General features: G+C 60.4%; 22 protein-coding genes and 1 pseudogene. 16 read left to right on the forward strand and 7 right to left on the reverse strand.

Translation table 11 applies throughout. The features are described from left to right. Positions 1 to 56 precede the first annotated feature (56 nt). Positions 57 to 488 carry a RidA family protein gene (locus NVV72_11125; GenBank protein ID MCR6659865.1) on the forward strand — a complete coding sequence of 144 codons (432 nt, stop codon included), beginning with the start codon at positions 57 to 59 and terminating at the stop codon, positions 486 to 488. 32 nt (positions 489 to 520) lie between these two features. Here NVV72_11125 and NVV72_11130 read toward each other — a convergent pair whose 3' ends face one another. Together NVV72_11130 and NVV72_11135 are read right to left on the reverse strand one after the other, a co-directional pair. Further along, positions 521 to 1,072 carry an NAD(P)H-dependent oxidoreductase gene (locus tag NVV72_11130; protein MCR6659866.1) on the reverse strand — a complete coding sequence of 184 codons (552 nt, stop codon included), beginning with the start codon at positions 1,070 to 1,072 and terminating at the stop codon, positions 521 to 523. A 63-nt stretch (positions 1,073 to 1,135) separates the two neighbouring features. Further along, the gene (locus tag NVV72_11135; protein MCR6659867.1) at positions 1,136 to 2,209 is read right to left on the reverse strand and encodes a DNA topoisomerase IB; all 1,074 of its coding nucleotides are present in this window, start codon (positions 2,207 to 2,209) and stop codon (positions 1,136 to 1,138) included. Positions 2,210 to 2,331: 122 nt separating this feature from the next. Here NVV72_11135 and NVV72_11140 point away from each other — a divergent pair, with 122 nt between their 5' ends. The 12 genes from NVV72_11140 to virB11 all read left to right on the forward strand — a co-directional run bounded on the left by NVV72_11140 (position 2,332) and on the right by virB11 (position 14,627). Beyond that, a complete protein-coding gene (locus NVV72_11140) occupies positions 2,332 to 3,231 on the forward strand; it encodes a dienelactone hydrolase family protein (protein MCR6659868.1) in 900 nt (299 codons plus the stop codon). Between the two features lie 85 nt (positions 3,232 to 3,316). Beyond that, complete coding sequence (locus NVV72_11145) at positions 3,317 to 4,216, forward strand: Ku protein (GenBank protein ID MCR6659869.1); 900 nt, start codon at positions 3,317 to 3,319, stop codon at positions 4,214 to 4,216. After that, complete coding sequence (gene ligD / locus NVV72_11150; GenBank protein ID MCR6659870.1) at positions 4,217 to 6,784, forward strand: DNA ligase D; 2,568 nt, start codon at positions 4,217 to 4,219, stop codon at positions 6,782 to 6,784. It abuts the gene before it with no gap. 66 nt (positions 6,785 to 6,850) lie between these two features. Continuing rightward, positions 6,851 to 6,982, forward strand: a complete 132-nt coding sequence (locus NVV72_11155; GenBank protein MCR6659871.1) for a hypothetical protein — start codon at positions 6,851 to 6,853, stop codon at positions 6,980 to 6,982. A 53-nt stretch (positions 6,983 to 7,035) separates the two neighbouring features. After that, the gene (locus NVV72_11160; GenBank protein ID MCR6659872.1) at positions 7,036 to 7,257 is read left to right on the forward strand and encodes a hypothetical protein; all 222 of its coding nucleotides are present in this window, start codon (positions 7,036 to 7,038) and stop codon (positions 7,255 to 7,257) included. A 223-nt stretch (positions 7,258 to 7,480) separates the two neighbouring features. Continuing rightward, on the forward strand, positions 7,481 to 7,783 hold the full coding sequence (locus tag NVV72_11165) for a TrbC/VirB2 family protein (protein ID MCR6659873.1): 303 nt from the start codon (positions 7,481 to 7,483) through the stop codon (positions 7,781 to 7,783). After that, on the forward strand, positions 7,784 to 8,068 hold the full coding sequence (locus tag NVV72_11170; protein ID MCR6659874.1) for a type IV secretion system protein VirB3: 285 nt from the start codon (positions 7,784 to 7,786) through the stop codon (positions 8,066 to 8,068). Between the two features lie 8 nt (positions 8,069 to 8,076). Continuing rightward, the gene (locus NVV72_11175) at positions 8,077 to 10,506 is read left to right on the forward strand and encodes a VirB4 family type IV secretion/conjugal transfer ATPase (protein ID MCR6659875.1); all 2,430 of its coding nucleotides are present in this window, start codon (positions 8,077 to 8,079) and stop codon (positions 10,504 to 10,506) included. After that, positions 10,506 to 11,777 carry a type IV secretion system protein gene (locus NVV72_11180; protein MCR6659876.1) on the forward strand — a complete coding sequence of 424 codons (1,272 nt, stop codon included), beginning with the start codon at positions 10,506 to 10,508 and terminating at the stop codon, positions 11,775 to 11,777. The genes NVV72_11175 and NVV72_11180 overlap by 1 nt, the downstream gene beginning before the upstream one ends. Continuing rightward, positions 11,774 to 12,556, forward strand: a complete 783-nt coding sequence (locus NVV72_11185; protein ID MCR6659877.1) for a TrbG/VirB9 family P-type conjugative transfer protein — start codon at positions 11,774 to 11,776, stop codon at positions 12,554 to 12,556. Before NVV72_11180 ends, NVV72_11185 begins: the two co-directional genes overlap by 4 nt. Then, entirely contained in the window at positions 12,557 to 13,642 is a 1,086-nt protein-coding gene (gene virB10 / locus NVV72_11190) for a type IV secretion system protein VirB10 (GenBank protein ID MCR6659878.1), read from the forward strand. Between the two features lie 4 nt (positions 13,643 to 13,646). Continuing rightward, positions 13,647 to 14,627 (forward strand): P-type DNA transfer ATPase VirB11, encoded by a 981-nt coding sequence (gene virB11, locus NVV72_11195; GenBank protein ID MCR6659879.1) that lies wholly within the window; start codon positions 13,647 to 13,649, stop codon positions 14,625 to 14,627. Here the strand turns inward: virB11 and NVV72_11200 are convergent. Then, positions 14,596 to 15,462, reverse strand: coding sequence for a CPBP family intramembrane metalloprotease (locus NVV72_11200; protein ID MCR6659880.1), 867 nt, complete (start codon positions 15,460 to 15,462; stop codon positions 14,596 to 14,598). The genes virB11 and NVV72_11200 overlap by 32 nt on opposite strands. A 150-nt stretch (positions 15,463 to 15,612) precedes the next feature. On the opposite strand from NVV72_11200, the gene NVV72_11205 reads away from it, so the two are divergent. Continuing rightward, positions 15,613 to 16,548, forward strand: coding sequence for an intradiol ring-cleavage dioxygenase (locus tag NVV72_11205; protein MCR6659881.1), 936 nt, complete (start codon positions 15,613 to 15,615; stop codon positions 16,546 to 16,548). Positions 16,549 to 16,764: 216 nt separating this feature from the next. On the opposite strand, the gene hfaD is transcribed toward NVV72_11205, so the two are convergent. From hfaD to hfaA, 3 genes are read right to left on the reverse strand one after another with little or no spacing between them, the layout of a single operon-like run. Beyond that, entirely contained in the window at positions 16,765 to 17,994 is a 1,230-nt protein-coding gene (hfaD, locus tag NVV72_11210; GenBank protein MCR6659882.1) for a holdfast anchor protein HfaD, read from the reverse strand. Further along, positions 17,936 to 18,982 carry a holdfast anchoring protein HfaB gene (gene hfaB, locus NVV72_11215; protein MCR6659883.1) on the reverse strand — a complete coding sequence of 349 codons (1,047 nt, stop codon included), beginning with the start codon at positions 18,980 to 18,982 and terminating at the stop codon, positions 17,936 to 17,938. The genes hfaD and hfaB overlap by 59 nt, the downstream gene beginning before the upstream one ends. 8 nt (positions 18,983 to 18,990) lie before the next feature. Beyond that, complete coding sequence (hfaA, locus tag NVV72_11220) at positions 18,991 to 19,443, reverse strand: holdfast anchoring protein HfaA (GenBank protein ID MCR6659884.1); 453 nt, start codon at positions 19,441 to 19,443, stop codon at positions 18,991 to 18,993. Positions 19,444 to 19,688: 245 nt separating this feature from the next. Between hfaA and NVV72_11225 the strand changes: the two genes are divergently transcribed. Further along, complete coding sequence (locus NVV72_11225; protein ID MCR6659885.1) at positions 19,689 to 20,384, forward strand: rhomboid family intramembrane serine protease; 696 nt, start codon at positions 19,689 to 19,691, stop codon at positions 20,382 to 20,384. A 91-nt stretch (positions 20,385 to 20,475) separates the two neighbouring features. Beyond that, positions 20,476 to 20,906 (forward strand): annotated as a pseudogene (locus NVV72_11230) (CBS domain-containing protein). A gap of 134 nt (positions 20,907 to 21,040) precedes the next feature. Here NVV72_11230 and NVV72_11235 read toward each other — a convergent pair. Then, positions 21,041 to 21,264, reverse strand: a 224-nt coding sequence (locus NVV72_11235) for a hypothetical protein (protein ID MCR6659886.1), incomplete at its 5' end; no start/stop codon positions are given.

The following is a 21,264-nucleotide window of genomic DNA, read 5'->3' on the forward strand; positions in this document are numbered from 1 at the left end:
GAAAATTTGCACAAAACCCGCTTTTCCAGCTCCTCAAAGATCGCTAAAACCACGCCATGAGCAATGTAGCCGACCGCCCCGTCATCAACCCCATCCCCGCCGATGGCATCACCTATTATCTGCACCCGCATCCGCGTTCGCCCTTTTCGGAGGCCGTTCAGGTAGGGCAGGTGCTTTACCTGTCCGCTATGATCGGGCTCGATGAAAACGGCAAGCTGGCCGAGGGCTTCGAGAACGAGGTCAAGTTCATCATGAGCAATACGGCAGATATCCTGAAGCGCTACGGCCTGGGCCTGGAGCATATCTTCAAGGCCACGGTCATGCTGACCGACATCACCAAGTGGGGCGAGTTCAACCGCCTCTACAAGCCCTATTTCCATCCGGCGCAACTGCCGGTGCGGACGGCTTTCGGGGTCACCAACCTGGCCTATGACGCCACGGTCGAGATCGAGTTCTGGGCCCATGTGCCGGTAAGTACAGAGGTCTAAAAAACGCCCGCTGAAAAAGCGGGCGTTTTTGTTCAGGCCACCATCTTCTTCACAAACGCCGCATAGCCGTCCATCCAGCCTTGCAGGAATTTTTGCGTCCCCTCGTTGAAGTCACCGCTCTCCGTAAAGAAGCCCTCTTTCACCGTCAGATAGATTTCCGGGCCAGAAAAGACCGTGACCCCGACCCCGCCCATGACCGTGCGCAGGTGTGACTGCATGACCGCGGTGCCGATGGCGCCGGGCGTGGCGCCGAACAGGCCGCCGGGCTTGTTGCCCCAGCCGTTGTGGCCGTTGGGTTTCGAAGCGATATCGATGGCATTTTTCAACACGCCGGGGACTGACCGGTTATATTCCGGCGAGACAAACAGAAACGCCTGGGCTGCGGCGATCTGCTGGCGGAATGACGCCACGGCCGGCGGCGGTACGTCTTCAAAGTCGGCATTATAAAGCGGCAGGTCGCCGATCTCGACGAATGTGAAAGTCAGGCCCGGCGTGTTCAGCCGTGTCACGGCCTGGGCCACCTTGCGATTGATTGAATCCTTGCGCAGGCTGCCGACGATAACGGCGACGGAAATATCGGTCATGAGAAGCGCTCCTGTTGTGTGCATCCGTTATGGAGCGCGCCGTGGCTCCGCGTCAAATAGCGATTACGCGAGCCGCTGCTTAAGGAAAGCCAGAACCAGAATCTCCTCCGGCGTCAGTTGTTCATACTGCGCCTGAAGCGTCTTGTCGATTTCGCCGGTGATCTGTTCGATCAGGCTGCCGTCGAGATAGGCGTCGATAATCTGCGGATGGATGTAGGATTTGCGGCAGACCGTCGGGGTGTTGCCGAGTTTTTTCGCCACATGCTCGATGGCGGCGACCACATTCTTTTTTGCCTGTGCTTCAGTGTCGTATTCCGCATAGTCCTGCAGGGCCATAGCGGCCAGAACCGTGCCGGTCCAGGTGCGGAAATCCTTGGCGGTAAATGCCTCGCCGGTGATCGATTTCAGATAGGTATTGACATCGCCGGAGGTGACATCGCGCACCACGCTGCTGTCATCGATATATTTGAACAGTTCCTGGCCGTCGATATCGGCGCAGGCCCGCACCACACGGGCAATGCGCCGGTCGGTCAGTTTCAGGTTCCATGCCTTGCCGGACTTGCCTGTGAACTGAAAGCGGATGGTGTGGCCCGAAACATCAACATGCTGGTGGCGCAGGGTGGTCAGGCCGTAGGACTTGTTGTGTTTGGCATATTCGCCATTGCCGACGCGGATCAGGGTCTTTTCGAGCAGAGTGACGACCGTGGCCAGTACCTTGTCGCGCGTCAGGCCGCGCTGCGCCATATGCTCGGCGGTGACGGCGCGGAGCTTCGGCAGGAACTCGCCGAAGGCCAGGATATGGCTGAATTTCGAGTTGTCCCTGATGGAACGCCAGTCGGGATGATAGCGGTATTGCTTGCGGCCCCTGGCATCGAGGCCGGTCGCCTGGATATGACCATTGGCATGGGGACAGATCCAGACCTTCGTATAGGCCGGCGGAATGGCCAGTTTGCGAATGCGGGCGATGACCGCCTCGTCACGGATGCGCTCGCCTTTGGTATCGAAGAAATGGAAATGCTTGCCGTAGCGCTTGCGCGTAAAGCCGGGCTTTGAATCGCTGACATAGCGCAGGCCCTGCGAACGGGCCTGGGCTTCGCAGCCGTTGAGATCAAGATCGAGGAGGGCGGCGGTTTTCATGCCCGTACGGTGAAACGCGGGCTGCGGGAAAGCGATGGGGAGATGCGCGGAATTTTATAGGCGGCGCGTAAATCCCGTGGCATGGTATCGCCCGTCCGGGGCAATATCACAGGAGTCACACTATGACCAAACCAGATATGCCGCAGGCGAGTGATTTCAGGCCGGAAGTGCTGAAGCTGTTCGACAAGTATGTGCATGGCCTGATCGACCGGCGCGGATTCCTCAATCGTAGCGCCCGCTATACGGCCGGCGCCGCCGGGGCAGCGGCGACGCTTGCGGCCCTGTCACCGGACTTCGCCCGCGCCCAGCAGGTCAAACCGGATGATGCCCGCCTGAAAACGGACTGGATCGAGATCGCCTCGCCCAACGGTTACGGCACGATCAAAGCCTATGTGGTGCGTCCGGCGCAAACAGACAAACACCTGCCGGCGGTGCTGGTGGCGCACGAGAACCGCGGCCTGAATCCGCATATTGAGGATATCGCCCGCCGCCTGGCGCTGGAAAATTTTATCGCCATCGCGCCGGATGCCCTGACCCCGCTCGGCGGTTATCCCGGAGACGAGGACAAGGCACGGGAAACCTTCGGCAAGCTCGATCAGGCGAAGACGCGCGAGGATTTCGTGGCGGCGGCCGGCTTTGCGCTCAAGGTCGAAGGCGGCAATGGGGCGCTCGGCGTAGTCGGTTTCTGCTACGGCGGCGGCATTGCCAATTTGCTGGCCACCCGCATTCCCGAACTCAAGGCCGCGGTGCCGTTTTACGGTGCGCCGCCGCCGCTTGAGGCCGTGCCTAATATCAAGGCCGAACTGTTGCTCAATTTCGCCGGCAATGATGAGCGGGTTAATGCGCAATGGCCGGCCTATGAGGCGGCGCTCAAGGCGGCAGCCATCCGCTATCATGCCTTTGTCTATGACGGCGTCGAGCACGGCTTCAATAATGACACGACGCCGCGTTTCAATCAGGAGGCGGCGAAGCTGGCCTGGACCCGCACGCTGGAACTCTTCAACCGCACCTTGCGCGCCTGATCACTTATTTATGGGCGCTCCGGGCTTTCCTCCTGCGATCCTTACCCCGGTGGGGATAGTTTGGAGGAAATAAAGGAGCGTTCCCATGGCCTTGCGTCCTTACTGGAGCGGCACCATCCGGCTGTCGCTGGTCTCCCTGCCGGTCAATATGTATCTGGCGGTCAATCGCCAGCGTACCATCGCCTTTCATGAAATCTACAAGCCGACCGGCGAGCGGGTGCATCACGCCCTGATGGCCGGAGACAAGCAGGTGGACCGCGACGACCTGGTCAAGGGCTATGAGGTCGAGAAGGGCGAATATGTCCTGATCGAACCGGAAGAGATCAAGGAACTGAAAATTCCCTCCAGCAAGGTGCTGGATATCGCCGAGTTCGTCGGCGTTGATGAGATCGATGATGTCTATGTCGAGACGCCTTATTTTATTGCGCCAGATGGCAAGGGCAATGATACGACCTTTTCGGTCATCCGTGATGCTTTGCGCGCGGCGAAGAAGGTGGCGGTCGGGCAACTGGCGATCGGCGGCCGCGAACGGCTATGCCGGATCAGACCCTTCGGCAGCGGTATGGTGCTGGAGACCCTGCGCTATGAAGAGGAACTGCGCGAGGATGACCCGTATTTCGATGACATCCGCGACCGAAAGCCCGACAGCGAGGAGGTGGAACTGGCGCAGGAGCTGATCAGGCGCAAGACGAAGCGTTTTGACCCTGGCCAGTTCCATGACCATTACCGCGAAGCGCTTCAGGAACTGATCAATGCCCGCATCGAGCACCGCGAACCGCGCGAGGTGATGGAAGACAAGCCGACCGCCAAGGTGATCAACTTGATGGATGCGTTGCGGCAGTCCTTGCGAGAAAAAGACGGCGACGAACCGGCTGTTGAGAAGGAGAAGCCGGCCCGTAAGGCGCCGGTCAGGTCACGCACGCGCAAGGCCACGCCGCCGAAGTCGGACAAGCCGAAAAAGACGCCAACCCGAAAGGCGGGGTAGATGGCCGATAATCTCGAAAAATATCGCCAGAAGCGCGATTTCAAGATCACCGCCGAGCCGGAAGGCATCGTCAGGAAAACATCCGGTCATCGTTATCTGATCCAGAAACACGCCGCCACACGTCTGCATTACGATTTCCGCCTCGAACTGGATGGCACCCTGAAATCCTGGGCGGTCACCAGGGGACCGAGCCTTGATCCGGCCGATAAGCGCCTGGCGGTCGAGGTCGAGGACCATCCGGTCGATTATGGGCGTTTCGAAGGCACGATCCCTAAGGGCCAGTATGGCGGCGGCACGGTCATGCTGTGGGATGAAGGCAGTTGGGAGCCGGTCGGCGATCCCCACGAAGGCCTGAAAAAGGGCGATTTCAAATTCCGTCTCAATGGCAAGCGCCTGCGGGGCGAATGGGTGCTGGTGCGGATGAAGCCGCGCCCGCAAGACCGGGGCCGCAATAACTGGCTGCTGATCAAGCACCATGATGGCCACGAGGTTGAAGGCGATGAGGACCATATCCTGACCGACAACATGACCAGTATCGTCAGTGGGCGGACGATGGAGGAAATCGCCGCCGGCGAGGGGGGCGGCAAGGTGTGGAAATCGAAGCCTGCCAAAAAGGCCAGGCCGACGAAAAAAGCATCCAAAGCCCCAGCGCTGAAATTTATCGAGCCAGAACTGGCCACCCTGGCCGACGCCATCCCGACGGGCAAGGACTGGCTGCACGAGGTCAAGTTCGATGGCTACCGCACCTTTGCCTATATCGAAGATGGAAGTGTGCGGATGCTGACGCGTAAGGGTCTCGACTGGACGCCGAAGTTCCAGGCCCTGGCCGACCGTCTGGAGGGGGTGGGTGTGAAATCCGCTATTATCGACGGCGAGGTCGTGGCGCCGAACGCGGCCGGGCGGTCGAGTTTCACGGAGCTGAAGAACACGCTCTCCGCCGGCAAGAGCGCCGACCTGCAATATTATGTTTTCGACCTGCTGTATCTCGATGGCGAGGATTTGCGGGGCCTGCCCCTGCTGGAGCGCAAGGCGCGGCTGGCGGATTTGCTGAAGGGCAAGGATTTTGCCGGCCGCATCAATTTCAGCGAGCACTTCTTCGAGGCGGACAAAGGATTCCTCAACAGGATCTGCGACATGGAAATGGAGGGGCTGATCTGCAAGCGCGCCGATGCCCCCTATGTCAGCGGGCGGGCCAAATCCTGGCTGAAGGTCAAGTGCCACAAGCGTCAGGAATTCGTCATCGGCGGCTTTTCGGAACCAACCCATGCCGAGCGCGGCATTGGCGCCATTCTGCTGGGTTATTATGAAGAGGAAAAATTTGTCTATGCGGGCAAGTGTGGCACGGGTTTCGACCGCGACACGTCGGTTGCCTTGCGCAAGGCGCTGGACGCGATAGAAACGGCCAAAAGCCAGTATGATGACAAATTACCGGCCGATGTCCGGCGGGGCGCGCATTATGTCACGCTGAAACTGGTTTGCGAAGTCGAATTCACCGAATGGACCGATGATGGCCGCCTGCGCCATCCGTCATTCCAGGGCCTGCGCGAAGATAAGCCGGCGAAAGAGGTGGGGCGCGACCGGGCATTGCATGTTACAAAAATGGTCATGGAAGCCGATCCGCCGCCCGCCCCGAAGACAAAGCCCAAATCGGCCGATGCCGAGGTGGCGGGCATTCGCATTTCGCATCCGGACCGGGTCATCTTTCCGGCCCTGGGCGTCACCAAGCGGCAATTGGCGGAATATTATGACAGCATCGCCGAGCGGATGTTGCCCTATATCATCAACCGGCCGATCTCGATGCTGCGCTGCCCGGAGGGCCTTTCCGACACCTGTTTCTTCCAGCGCCACATTCCGCGTCCTGGGGGCAAGGGTGAGATGAAGCACATCTACGACACCGGCGTGAAGGTGAAGGGCCGCGACGAAGACTATATCATGATAAAGGACCGCAATGGCCTGATCACCATGGTCCAGTGGGGCGTCATCGAAATCCACCCCTGGGGCGCCATGGCGGATGCGCCGGATAAGCCCAACCAGATTATTTTCGACCTCGATCCTGATCCGGAAACGCCTTGGGAAAATGTTATCGAAGGCGTGCGGGAGGTGAAGACGCGGCTGGATGAATTCGGCCTCAAAGCCTTCCTGAAGACCACCGGCGGCAAGGGGGTGCATGTGGTGGTGCCGCTGACGCCGAAACACACCTGGGCGACCGTCAAGCCCTTTACCCGCGCCATTGCGCAATCCATGGCGCATGACCATCCCGACCGATATATCGCCACGGCCAGCAAGGCGGCACGCAAGGGCAAGAGCTTTGTCGACTACCTGCGCAATGACCTCACCGCCACCGCCGTGGCGCCGTATTCGGTCAGGGCGCGCGAAGGCGCCGGCGTGGCGACGCCGCTGTTCTGGGACGAACTGTCGGTAAAACTGAAGCCGTCGGACTATAATATCGGCACCATAGCCGAACGCCTGGCGCAATTGAAAAGCGATCCTTGGGTCGATTTCCTGAGTACTGATCAAACGATTAATGAAGACATCCTGACGGCATTGAAAATCGATATCAACATTTAACGCGCTTTCGCATTCAGAACCTGCGATAAGGTTAAACGCCATTCAGGCGAATAAGGACGTATCGCCATGGCCAAGGGACAAAAGAAGAGCAACAAGGAAGTGCGGAAGCCGAAAAAGGCCGTCGTAAAAGTCGAGACCGTATCCGCCGGCTTCACCAAGGATCAGCGCAACACGCTGGACAATATCAAGAAGTCTTGATGTTGCCGGGCAAAAGCTGTTAAGCGGGTGTCCGCATTATGGAGACCTGTGACGTGACCACTGCTGAAGCCCTCGAAAAAATCTATGAATCGCTCGCCAACGACAATGTCGAACTGGATGCGGCCATCAAGGATCTGAAGGCGGCGCTGGCGGCTGAGGGTCTGAAGGAAGCGGTGGTTGAACCGACCCGCCTGGCGCAGAACAACCGCCAGGGCCGCAAGCTGATGCAATCCTATTTCAAGAAAAAAGGCGTCACGGTTACGTTTGCCGCGTAATTTTGTCCGCATGGACATGGCCGCGCCATGCTAACGGCGTTATTATGATATGTGCTTCCCCCATATGCCGGCGGAAACGCGCGCTATAGTCATACAAAACCTTGATTCCAATGCGATCATGGGCAAGAGTGACGCCCGTCTGGTGACTTTGGCGGTGTTTTCGGCTCGTGACAGGTGAATTTGGCCGGGGCAGCGATAAAAGGGTCGATAAGGGTAGGTGTCCATGAAATATCTTTCGCACACATTGATGGCCGTTTCGGCGTCGCTGATGGCGTTCGCCACCCAGGCGCACGCCCAGATGGTGCCGCAGGGCTCGTCGCCTATTTCAAATGCACTCGACTGGATTCAGGGCACGCTGATGGGCAAGGTGGCGACCACCGTGGCCGTCATTGCCGTCGCGGCCGTCGGCTTCATGATGCTGACCGGCCGGATGAACTGGCGCTTCGGCGCCACGGTCATCGTTGGCTGCTTCATCCTGTTCGGCGCCGCCACGATCGTCGGCGGCATCCAGGCTGTTGCCAACTAGATGTCTGACCTGATCAAGTCACCCGTCTTCAAGGCGCTGACCCAGCCGCAGATGTTCGCGGGCGTTACCTACAGCTATTTCATCATCAATGCGGTGGTGACGACCGAAGCCTTCCTGATCACGCGGTCCTTCTGGGCTTTTGCGGTCGCTTTGGGCGTCCATGCCATAGGATACCTGGCCTGCCTGCGCGAGCCGCGCATCTTCGATCTGTGGCTGACCAAGGTGTCGCGCTGCCCGCGTGTCCGGAACTACCGGTTCTGGCGTTGTAATTCCTATCATCCGTAAAGAACAGTATGGCTGACGGTCCCAAGACTTTGAGTGGTTTCGGCAGTTGGTTCGCCAGGGAACAGCGCGTCGGCGACCGGCTGCCCTATGACCGGCTGCTTGATGACCGGACGATTTGCTTGCGCGATGGCTCGCTGATGCAGTCGCTTTATCTCGAAGGGTTCGCCTTCGAGACGGCAGATACCGACGAGGTCAATCACCGCCAGATTATCCGTGCCGCCGCCTTGCGCGCTGTGGGCTCTTCGCGCTTCGTGCTCTATCATCACATCGTGCGCCGGCGGGTCAGTGTCGGGTTGCAATCGAGCTTCGATGACCCGGTATGCAACCTGATCCAGCAGAAGTGGCAGGATCGGCTGTCCAGCCGGCAGTTGTTCGTCAACGACCTCTTCATCACCATTGTCCGGCGCAATCCCAAGGGCAAGGTCGGCTTCGCCGAGAGCGTGGCCAATCTGTTCGGGCGCGGCATGGGCGAAAACAGCCAGGCCGCCGGTCTGGCGCGCGACCACAAGGAATTGCAGGCGGCGACCGAAGCGCTGCAGGCGGCGCTTCAGGCTTACGGGCCGCGTGTGCTCGGTGGTTACGAGACCGCCAATGGTCGCTGTTCGGAGCCGCTCGAACTGCTGTCGGCCCTCTATAATGGCGAGATGCGCCCTGTGCTGCGGCCGGCCACCGATCTGGGGCAATATATCCCCTATCGCCGTGTCAGTTTCGGCCTGGAAGCCTTGGAGCAGTCGAGCCTTGGCGACGGCAAGGATTTTTCGGCCATCCTGTCGCTGAAGGACTATCCGCCGCACGCCACGCCCGGCATGTGCGACGCCATATTGCGTCTGCCGTTCGAGATGACCCTGACGGAGAGCTTCGCCTTCGTCGATCGTCAGATCGGGTTGGAGCGCATCAACCTGGCCCTGCGGCGGATGCGCGCGGCTGATGAAGAGGCCATGAGCCTGCGACAGGGGCTGATGTCGGCGAAGGATGACCTGGCCACTGGTTCGATGGGACTGGGCGAGCACCATATGAGCGTGCTGGTTCGGGCCAAATCGCTGAACGCGCTCGATCCGGCGGTGGCGCAAACCCTGGCGGCCCTGGCCGATCTGGGCGCCGTGGCGGTACGCGAGGACATCAATCTCGAAGCGGCCTTCTGGGCGCAGTTTCCCGGCAATGAACCCTATATTGCCCGCAAGGCGCTGATCTCCACGGCGGCCTATGCCTCCTTCGCAAGTTTGCATGGTTTCCCGATCGGCCAGCCGGAAGGCAATCACTGGGGGCAGGCGGTCAGCGTTTTCGAGACCTCATCGGGTACGCCCTACTATTTCAATTTCCACAAGGCCGATCTGGGCAATTTCACCGTCATCGGGCCATCGGGTTCCGGCAAGACTGTGGTGTTGAATTTCCTGGCGGCACAGGCGCAGAAGTTCAAGCCGCGCACGGTGCTGTTCGACAAGGATCGCGGCGCCGAAATCTTCATCCGCGCCATTGGCGGGCATTACGCCACTTTGCGGCCAGGCGAGCCGACCGGCTTCAATCCGCTGCAACTGCCGGATAATCCTGGCAATCGCGCCTTCCTGCGTTCGCTCATCGCGCAATTGCTGCATCGCCCCGACCAGCCGCTTAATTCGGAAGAAGAGGCGATTATTTCCGAAGCGGTTGACGCCAATTTCGAGCAGGAACCGCAATATCGTCGGCTGCGCTTCTTCCGTGAACTACTGGGCGGCGTCCGGCGGCCGACGCATGGCGATCTGGCGGCAAGGTTGAACCCTTGGGTAGCAGAGGGGGAGCATTCGTGGCTGTTCGACAATGCCGAGGATGAGCTGGACATGGAGGCCCGCACGCTCGGCTTCGACATGACCCTGCTGCTTAATGATCCGACCTTGCGCACGCCGTGCATGATGTACCTGTTCCAGCGCGTCGAGGAACGACTGGACGGCACACCGACCATAATTATCATCGATGAGGGCTGGAAGGCGCTTGACGATGAAGTGTTCGCCGCCGCCATCCGCAACTGGATGAAGACCTTGCGCAAGCGCAACGCCATCTTGGGCTTCGGCACACAATCGGCGCGCGACGCCCTCGACAGCCGCATTTCCTCGGCGATCATCGAACAGGCGGCGACGCAGATCTTCATGCCCAATCCGCGCGCGCAGGCCGAGGATTACTGCGACGGCTTCGGCCTGACCCAGCACGAACTCGACCTGATCCGCGCCCTGCCGCCGCACGCCCGTGCCTTCCTGGTCAAGCACGGCAATCATTCGGTGGTGGCGCGGCTTGATCTCTCGTCCATGCCCGATATCCTGACCGTGCTTTCCGGCCGTGAGGCCAGTGTGCGTCATCTCGATGACCTCCGCGCCCAGTATGGCGATGCGCCGGAAGCCTGGTGGCAGCCCCTGACCGGCACGCCGTGGCCGGAAGATGCCGTCCCGAAAAAGAAAGGGCGGGCGTGATGCAGATCGGTTATTGCCCCGCCATCTCGCTGGTCGGCGAAACCTCGGTATCGGGGTCGCTCTATGCCATGGACTGCCACATCAATGCGGCGGTCGAGACGGGCTATAACCGTCTGTTCGGACCGGGCGGGGCCTTCGGCTATGCCCTGACCGCCATGCTGATCATCTATGTCGGCCTGATCGCCTACGGTTTCCTGACCGGACGGACGCGGCTGACTGTCGTGATGATGAGCCCGCGCATCATGACCATGGTTCTGGTCCTGACCTTCGTGTCCTTCTGGCCGGCCTATCATGCCGTATTTTACGGCCTGATGATGGGCGGACCGGACGAGGTGGCGGCGGCACTGCTCGGTCAGCGCGGTAGCGCGGTGATGAATTTCGCCCAGAGCCTTGATAACCTGTTCGTCCATTTTGCCGATATCGCCAAACGGCTCGATCCGGCCTATGGAGGGGCTGCCCGCAATATCGGCAATGTGGCGACGACATCGGCTCAACCGGTACTGATCCTGCCGCATTCCATGCCGGTGACGCTGTTCTGGCTGTCGGGCCTGTGCCTGCTGGTCTCGACGCTTGGCGTGCTGATCCTGACCCGGCTGGTGCTGTATCTGCTGCTGATCCTGGGGCCGATTTTTATTATCTTCGCCCTGTTTCCGCAGACGCGCGGCCTGTTCAATGGCTGGCTGCGGACGACTCTCGTTTTTGCGCTGGCACCTCTGCTGACCGTGCTGGGCGGCACGGCGGCGCTCATGCTGTTCGTACCGCTGATCGAGGCCATCGGCAATGATCCGATCGCAGCGGTGACTTCGGTGCAGCCCATGGTTATCCTGTTCATGGGATCGGTGATCTATTGCGCCTTTCTTTCTACCCTGATGTGGGTCGCGGCCTCGCTGGTGCGTGACTGGCAGGCGGCGATCCGTGAAAAGCCGGCGGGTGATGTGGCGATGAGTTCCATGACCGCGCAAAGCACCCAGGCGGCGATCTGGCAATCGGCGAACCCGGCCTCGCGTGGCGGGATGGTGATGCCGACCGGTGATGCCTATACCCGTACCGATCCGATGATGACGGCGATTAGCCGCAGCAATGATGTGGCGGCTGGCGTGGCCAGTGGTGCGGCCAGCCGTTCTGAAGCGCTGGGGCTTTACGATCCGCAGGCGCGGCAGGGCTCCGCTGACCGGTTCAGCCGGGTGCAGGGGCTGGGCCAGCGCTTCCGCACGCCTTCGGTTATGCCGAATTTGAAGACACCCACCGTCCCCAAAGGGACTGAGCGATGATGAAAAAAGCTTTCCTCTTGATGATAATTTCGGCGCTGCCGGGCTCAGGTCTGGCCCAGAGCTATGAGCCGGACAGCCGTTTGCGCACGATCGATTACGACCCGGCGGCGGTGGTCAGGCTGGAAGGCTGCCAGAATTTCCAGACCATGATCACCCTGGCCTCGGATGAGCATGTCGAAAATGTCGGGGTTGGCGATTCCGCCGCTTGGCAGGTGACGCCCAACAAGCGCGGCAACCTGATCTTCGTCAAGGCGATTGCCCCGAAGGGCTATACCAATATGTCGGTGGTCAGCGATAAGCGCAGCTATAGTTTCGAATTGCGCACCGCGCCGGCTTCGGATTGTGCCCGAGGGCAGATTACCTATGAGCTGCGCTTCCGCTATCCGCCCGCGCAGAGCGCGGGAACGCCGGTCAATCCCGCTTCGCCGCCGGACCCGAACGCCTTCCTGCCAGTGCCGGAAAAGCGCAACGCCGCCTATACGTTCAGCGGTGCGGCCGACCTGGTGCCGATCCGGGTCTTCGATGATGGCATCTCGACCTATATGAAATGGGCCACGGGCGTGACGGCGCCGGCCGTCTATGCCTTGAATTCCGACAATACCGAGAGCATTGTCAACTATGCCTCGCGGGGTGATTATTTCGTCGTCGAGCAGGTGGCGCCGGCCTTCGTCCTGCGGCGCGGCGATGAAAAGGCCACGCTGTATAACGATACCTACGCCGTGCAGGGGCTGGACAGCCTGTCGCCCAAACCGCGCGGCAAGAACGGGAGTGCGAAGTAAATGGCTATTGGTTCGCGTTTGCCGCCGGGCAATGATCCTCGTCTGAAGATCGATGCCGATGAACTCGATGCCGCCAATGTTCAGGCCATGCCGCAGGTGGCGAAGGCGTCGGGCATGGGTGATGGCGTCGGTCTGGCGCTGGGCGTCATCGGTGTGCTGGCCCTGGGCGCCCTGACCTGGGCCGGCCTGTCCGACCAGAAGCCGCGCCCTCAGCCGGCTCCGCCGCCGCAGGCCACGCGGCCCGCGCCGCAGCCGTCTGTATTACCGCCGATCGATCCCTCGGTTAATCCGGTGGAGACGCCGGAACCACAGTCCCTGCTGGTGCAGCCGCCGGTTCAGGTGGCGCAGCCACAGGCACCGGCGCCAGTCGCCGACGGCAGCACACGCGCCCCTGCCCTGATTATCGATAACAGTGTGCCGGCGTCGCAGCAGGCGGCGCAACAGCAGGCGGCTGCGGCGGCGGCGGCGGCCAAGCCCGCCAACACCAATGACGCTTTCCTTGCCGCCCAAACGGCCAATGTGTCGCAAAAAGCGTGGAAGATCGGCGATCCGTCGCGCGTGGTGCCGCAGGGCGCGGTGATCCCGGCCGTGCTGGAAACAGCGATCAATTCCGACCTGCCGGGCTATACCCGCGCCATCGTTTCGCGCGATATTCGCAGTTTTGACGGCACCAATATCCTGATCCCGCGTGGCTCGCGCCTGATCGGGCAATACAAATCGGGCCTGACCAGCGGCGAAACCCGTGCCTTTATCATTTGGGACCGCCTGATCCGCCCGGACGGGCTGTCGGTGCAACTGGCCTCGCCGGCGACCGACGATCTCGGCCAGGCCGGGGCGACCGGCAAGGTGGATACCCACTTCGCCAAGCGTTTCGGCTCGTCCATGCTTTTGTCGATCGTCAACGGCCTGTCGACCATAGCCAGCGGCAAGAGTTCGTCGACCATCGTCATCGGGACATCCTCGGATGCCTCCGGCGTCATCGGCGAGGCGCTGTCCAACGACATCAAGATCCCGCCGACGATCAAGGTGCCGCAGGGCGCGCCGATCCAGGTCTTCGCCGCGCGCGATCTCGATTTTAACCAGTAGGACAATGCCCGTGGCCGAAGACAGCGTGGTGGCACTGGATGGCGTTTACCTGCGCACCTATCTCCGGCCCTTCCTGCCGTTTCTCGAACGCGATGATGTCACTGAAATCCTGGTCAACCAGCCGGGTGAAATCTGGATCGAGGCCTCCGGCCAGCCGCACATGCAGCGGATTGACAATCCGGAGATTGACGATCTGCTTCTGAGCCGCCTGGCGGCGCAGATCGCCCGCGTGGCGCACCAGGGCATCAACCGCGAAAACCCTCTGCTGGCGGCGTCATTGCCGACCGGAGAGCGCGTCCAGCTTGTCGGTCCGCCAGCGGCGAAGCACTGGGCTTTGGCCATCCGCCGCCATCGCATGGTCGATCTGTCGCTCGATGCCTATGATCGCGGCCCGATCCCCGATACCGGCGCCAAGGGCAAGCGTGACGATCTCGCGTTTGCCCGCAAGGAACCTGTCAGGTTCCTGAAAGAAGCGGTACAGGCGCGCAAGACCATACTGATCTCCGGCGGCACGTCCTCCGGCAAAACGACCTTCCTCAACGCCATGCTGAAGACCATTCCGGCGAATGAGCGCATCATCCTGGTCGAGGACACGCCGGAAATTGCCGACAATCACGCCAACTCACTACGTTTGGTGGCGGTGAAAGGCGAGATGGGCGAGGCGCGCGTGACCATCAACGACCTGTTGCAGGCCAGCCTTCGCCTGCGGCCGGACCGGATCATCGTTGGTGAAATCCGCGGTGAGGAGGCGGTGACCTTCCTGCGCGCCATCAATACCGGGCATCCCGGTTCGTTCACCACGGTCCATGCCAATACGCCGAAGGGCGCTTTGGAACAAATCGCCCTGATGGTCATGCAGTCGGGCACGCAACTGACGCGCGCCGAGACGCTGTCCTATGCCGCGTCGCTGATCGATGTGGTGGTGCAGTTGTCGCGCACCGGCGGCGAGCGCATTATTTCGGATATTGAGCTGCCGAACCGATAAACCGTCCGTCCTTCAGGACCAAAAGAGCCAGCACCGCCATGATGGCGATGCCGAAGACGGTGTCCCACCACATCAGGCCGGGCGTATTTTGCGTGATGATCGCCGGCGTGCCTTTGAAAACATCATTGGCGGACACGACGATAATGGCGCCGAACAGGTTGTTGGCAAAATGCAGACCCCAGCCGAAGGCCAGGCCGCCGGTGCGGATGGCGATCAGCGACAGGACAAAGCCCAGCACCGTGGCGCCGACGGCCTGGGGCAGGCCGTTCGGGATGTGCAGAGAACCGAAAGCGACGGCGGCGATGGCGGCGGCGACCATCGGGCGTTTTGTGGCCAGCAGCAGGCTTTGCGTCAGATAGCCGCGAAAGATGAATTCCTCGGCGAAGGTCTGTATGGCCAGGCAGACAATGGTGGTCAGGATGATGGCGGGGTTGAGCGTATCGATCGTGCCGGTAAAGCCCTTCGGCGCCATCGCCCAGTCAATGGCTGTGGAAAGGATCAGAACCGTCAGCCAGACCAGCGCGCCGGACCCTACCAGGCGCCAGTTCCAATTGCCGCACAGGTCTTTGAAGGTTTTGCGGTGGAGGAGGAAGGCCGCCAGGGTGAAGCCGGCAATCAGGCCGGCGAAGACCACGCCCTGCAAGGCGAAGAACATGACCGGGTGATCACTGGCGCCTTCAGCCTGCAACTGGTCCGGCGTGATCAGGTGAGTTAGTATCAGCGGCAGAAGCAAAGCGACCACCAGGATCAGCCATATGACTAAGGCGAGTGGCCAGGCGGCAATATAGCGCCAGAGGCTGTTTTTACCGCGCGAAGCAATGTCGAGATAGGTCATAAGGTAAAGGAAGGCCGGTCAGGCGCATTTGTCAACCTGGCAATGTGTCAGGCTCGCAAAACAGTGTTTTTTCGGAAATAAAGCCTCGATCTTTTTGCCGCATTGGCCCGGTAAGTCTGTGGACTTCATCAATGACTCCGGGGAGTTACCATGCCTGACCATCACATCCATGAACCGGCCCACAAGGAAGAGGGCAGTCTCGAAGACCTGATCCTGTCCGCCCTGCCATCGCGGCGAAAAACCCTGTGGTTCCTGGGCGCGTCGGCCCTTTCCACAAGTGCTTTGGCGGCCTGTGGCGGCGGTGGCGGCACGACCATCAGTACCTCGACCTCTTCCTCCAGTTCGTCATCATCGTCGTCGAGTTCCTCTTCCAGCAGCGCCAGCAGCAGTTCGTCGTCATCCTCGTCTTCATCGTCGGCCAGCGGCGAATGCACCCTGGCGGCCACGGAAACCAATGGTCCCTATCCGGCGGACGGCACCAATTCGGTGAGCGGCGCAATCGCCAATGTGCTGACGGAGAGTGGCGTGGTCCGCAGCGACATCACAACGAGCTTCGGCAGCTATTCCGGTACGGCAGCCGGTGTGCCCCTGACCCTTACCATTACAGTCGAGGACTACAGCTTGGGCTGTACGCCGCTGGAAGGCTATGCCGTCTATATCTGGCATTGCGATCGCTCCGGCCTTTATTCGCTCTATTCTTCCGGCGTTACGGCGCAGAATTACCTGCGCGGTGTGCAGGTGACCGACGCCAATGGCCAGGTGACCTTCACCACCATTTTCCCCGCCTGTTACAGTGGGCGGATGCCGCATATCCATGTCGAGGTCTATGCCAGCCTGTCGACGGCCACGACCGCCAACAACAGCGTCAAGATCACCCAACTGACCTTTGACCGTTCCACCTGCGAGACGGTTTATAATAATGCGACGGGTTACAACGCCAGCGTCAAAAACCTGGCGGCGATCAGTTTCGCGTCGGATAATGTCTTCAGCGATGATACCTCGGCGCAACTGACGGCCGCGACGGTCAGCCTCACCGGCGATTACAGCAGCGGCTTTACCGGCACGGTGTCGGTGGCGGTGCCGTAAACACTTTTCGATTAGATCATCATAACAGTGGGCTTGTTCATGTCTTATCCTCCCCTGCGCATTGGGGGAGGTGGCGAGCTTGTCGAGCCGGAGAGGGAAGACCTTCCGCCGGTTTGCCCCCTCCGTCGCGGACTTATACCACGGCTTGATCCTCCCCCGCTGCGCAGGGGAGGATCAAGCCGTGGCGGGGCGTACTCTCGATTGAAATTAATGCAATCAGTTGCCGACGTAGTAGGACGCGCTATTGCCTACGGCGCGGGCGGCCGAAACAATGGTGCGACCCTTGGCGATCGTGGCGGTCGCCGTGGCGTTGACATCGGAATTATTGACCTGGGTATTATCGACGCCCATATCGGCCTTGCATTCCGCACAGGCATAGCCGATGGCCGAATTGCCGGTGGCATCGGCGGTGACATAGCCGTCCCAGCCGGTGGTGCCGTCAAATGAGGCCAGCACATCGACACCGCCGGAGGACAACTGGTTGTTGTCGATGCGGACATACTTGTCGTTATTTCCAGCCGCCATGCTGTTGCCGATGCCGGTGGCGGTGGCATAGGCCGCGCCGTACTGGTCGGCCTCGATCACGGCCTGCGACTGGACGGCGCCCGCCTGGGTCTGGTTGTTGGTGACGACCATAGAGCCGCCGGCATTCTGGATATTGACATCATTGCCAGTGGCCGCCGCATTGGCCTGCATGTTCCAGACATTGCCGGCATAGACCTCGGCGCGCGCCTGGGTCATGGCCGATTGCGTTTGCGTGATGTCGTGCTCCTGCGAGCCGCGGTCATCGCTGTAGGCGCCGTAATAGTTGTTGGTCGCCGTGGCGTTATAGGCGTTGGGCGAGGGCGAATAGTGGACGGTCGCCGAGGTATTGGCATGGGCGGCGGTCGTCGATGACTGCACCGAGGTCAGATCGAGGCGGCTATTGGTGACCTGATAGGCCGTGTGGTTGACCACGGTCGTGGCGTCGCCTTCACCGCTGACATAGATGGCGTTGTTCGGCGCCTGCACATCCGTCGTGGCGATCACCTGGTCGGCCGTCGATTGCTGGTTTGTGCTGGCGGTCAGGTGGCCGCCCGTGGTCACGCCGGAGCCATAGTTGGCGATAGCCTGGCTGGTGGCATAGACCGGCGTACCGAGCGAGGTGTCTTCATCACCGGTATTGACGCCATTGATATGCGTTTCGGCCGTTATCCGTCCTTTGTTGAACTGGAATGAATACAGCGTGGCGTCGTAATCGACATTGCCGACCTGCAGATTGTTGCCGGCCGCCGAGGTATCCGCCCGCGTCAGGCCGTCATTCTGCTCGACATTCAGGGTCTGGACGGCGCTGATCGGATTGTTCTGCGTCTGATCATTGCTGAACTGCCCGTCGGGGATTTCCTGACTAGTAGCGGCTGTCGCCGTCAGCAGACACAGGATGGCGAGGCTCGCCGGCGGCAACATTTTGCCAGCGGTTAGGATCGGCGCGCGTACCGGCATTGTTGGTCTCCAGGTTGTCGTAGGCCGGGGTCAGGCCACCTGTGGCGCCCAGCGTGTCATTGTAGAGAAAGTCGTTTTGCGGATCGAGGCAGACCTCGGGGCCCGGCGCGCCGTACAGATTGGCCATGAATTCCAGAGTGGCGCGTTCGATCATGGCGCGGACCGCCAGTTGCATCGGCTCCAGCGCGCCCTGGCCGCCGGAGATGTCGAAGATATTGCCGTTCAGCACGTCGAACACGCCGGCCTTCACTTCCTTGCCGACGATCTGCTTCTGGTAGGAGATGACATCGACCACTTCCAGCGTGCGGGTATCGACGAGGCGCAGGTCAAGCGCCACGTTCATTACCAGGGTGCGGCCATAGGCCATGCCCTTGAGGCCGGTGTCCTTGGTGTCGCCGGCATAGGCGTCCACGCCGGAGGAGCGGATATTGTTGTTCAGTTCGGTGATGCCGCCGACGATGAAGAAGTCGGAGCCGGCGACCTGACCGGCCATGATCTTGCGGTAATCGGCCGGACGCGTCGGGTTGGCGACGGCGTCATCGGTGATCAGCTTGTTATTGGCGTATTTCAGTTCCAGTTCGCCGACCGAGGTGTCGAAGCGCTCGACCTGGCGGGCGCCGGCTTTTGCCAGGGCTGTCATCGCCATCAGCGAGGCGCCCTGGGTGATTTCGCGGCCACCATCCAGCGAGGCGCGGCCGGTGTAATCGGAAATGCGGCCGACGGCGAGACGCGGCGAGGCCAGGCGGTGCGAGCGGGCGTATGAGCCGAGGCAGACCAGGGCATCCGAATAGGCCGTCGGGTTGGCGGTGACCGGCGCCTTGCCGATCGGGTCTTTATAGTTACCTGAAGCATTGACGCTCGGCGTGGTCATGCAGCCGGTGAGGGCGACGCTGAGGGCGGCCAGGCTGGCGATCGTTGCGACCAGCTTTTTGCCGGTTTTCGTGTGTGTCATGTGAGCCATTAGAATTGCAGATCCCCAGTGATGTCCGTGCCCTTCGCGCCCGTGGCCGTTGAGCCGTTGGCATTGGCGGTGACATTGCCGTTGTTGGTTTGGTTATTGTGTACGATGACTGTGTTGTAGCTGCCGTTGACCACGACCGAGAGGCTGTTGCCGATCGCCGTCGCTCCGCCGAGCGCACCGGCACCGGAATAGGCATCGCCCGCGCCGAGTGTTTTCGAATAGGCATAGACGCTGTTGTCGGTGCCGGTGACGATCATACCGTCGACCAGGACGCGGTTGCCATTGGCATCGCGGGTCGAGGGATCGACCGCAGTTTGCATCTGGTGCAGGCTGAGGCCATAGCCCGCCTGGAATGAGGCCGAACTGGTGCTCATGCTCTGGGCCTGAGCCGCGCCTGAAAGAGCGGCGGCACCCAGCGCGCTGGTTATGAGCAGGGTCTTGATTATCGTCATTCGTGCGCTCCGGGCCTGAGGCGATATCGCCGCAGACGCAGCCATGGCCAGCAATTCGGATGCCACTTTGGGAGGGAACCCTAAAAATTAGGTGTATTTTTTCCGGAATTGACGCATTAAATTCAATTTTATGGGTTTTTTGGTGCCGGGCTGATCGCCGAACCCCTGTCAAAAGGGGAAAAGCAGGGTCATATATAACCAAAATGAACCGTTTTCATTGCGTATTAGCCGAGAAGTCCCGAAATATGACAGACGACGCCGAACGGCCTGACCTGGCGCCCCGCAAGGAGCCTGCCTTTAACGCGCCGCTGATGGCCGTGGTCCTGCCCTTGCTGATTATCGGCTGCTATGCCTTGCAGATTTCCAACGGGCCTGATGTCAATGCGTTGCTGGTCGCCAGTTTTGGCCTGACGCCTCTTTTGCTACGGCAGGGCAATTTCGAACTGCTCTTTACGCACATCTTCCTGCACGGAAGCTGGACGCATGTGCTTTTCAATGCGGCGGCCTGCCTGATCTTTGCCACGCCGGTCATTCGCGCCTTCGGCAGGGGCATTGGCGCCACTCTGTCCTTCTTTGCCTTTTTCTTCTTATGCGGCATGGCGGCAGGGCTTGGCTTCTGCCTGCTCAACCTGTCTTCGAATGTTCCGGTCGTCGGCGCTTCGGGCGCTATTTATGGCCTGATCGGCGCGTCCAGCCGCATCGCCGGGCAGCGCGGCATTTCAGGCGGCATTGTTCCGCTGACCAATTCGCGCGTGCTGAGTTCGGGTGCCGTGTGGATCGGCATCAACCTGGCCACGGCCCTGCTGCCATTTCTGCCCGGTGGGCAGGGCGTGGTCATTGCCTGGCAGGCGCATGTCGCCGGCTATCTGTTCGGTGTGCTGGTGATCGGTCATTGGCTCAAGGCGTTTCATCCTCACTTCTTCACGAGAAATTTGAATTGATTTTCCGCAAGGTGAGCGCACCCTCAATCTCCCTTTAACGCGAACGCCACAAGGCGTCTAAATGCCAGACAACATCCGGGGAGGGTGCTTCATGCTGATAAACCAGTTGCTGAGTACAAAAGGCCGCGAAGTCTTTACGGTCACGCCTGATGACAGCCTCGCCTCGGTCGCGGCGCTGCTTTATACGCGCAAGGTCGGCGCCTTTGTCGTGCTGGATCGCTCGGATCGGGTTGTCGGCATCGTGTCTGAGCGCGATATCATCCGCGCCATCGCCACGTCGGGGGGCAGTCGCTGGGGCAGCCGGTTAGCAATATTATGACGCGCGAAGTCTTTTCGGCCGACCCAGGTGAAACCATAGATGCGTTGCTGGGCCACATGACCGACCGTCGTATTCGCCACCTGCCGGTCATGGAGGGCGAGCGGCTTGTTGGTATCGTTTCGATTGGTGATCTGGTCAAGGCCAAGATCGCGGCGACGGAATATGAGGCCCAGACCTTGAAAGCCTATATTACGGCCGGTTAGGGCCTTTTGCTTTTCGTCTGCATATAGACGTGTGGTTTTGATGGCCGCCTTTATAAGGTGTGGAAAAGACTCACTTTGTACGCATTGAGGGGTTGCGACTCCGGGATCGTATCTGTAGAGACCGCACCTCGCTGTTACGGTCCTTTACGGGTTGCGACGAAGGCGGAATTGGCCGGTTTGGTTGATTCATTTTGGGTTTGTAAAAATTCAATTAACGCTTGATGCCAATTTGAAATGGAGTTAGAACAGCGCTTCTTCTGAGTCTCGCATATTTGACGGGGATTGTTCTTCGGAATTGTCCATTGAGGATGCGCTTCTCTGCTTCTGATAGGGTCGGAAACGGCGCTGTTGAAAAAGA

The sequence above is a fragment of the Asticcacaulis sp. genome (genome assembly GCA_024707255.1).
Taxonomy (GTDB): domain Bacteria; phylum Pseudomonadota; class Alphaproteobacteria; order Caulobacterales; family Caulobacteraceae; genus Asticcacaulis.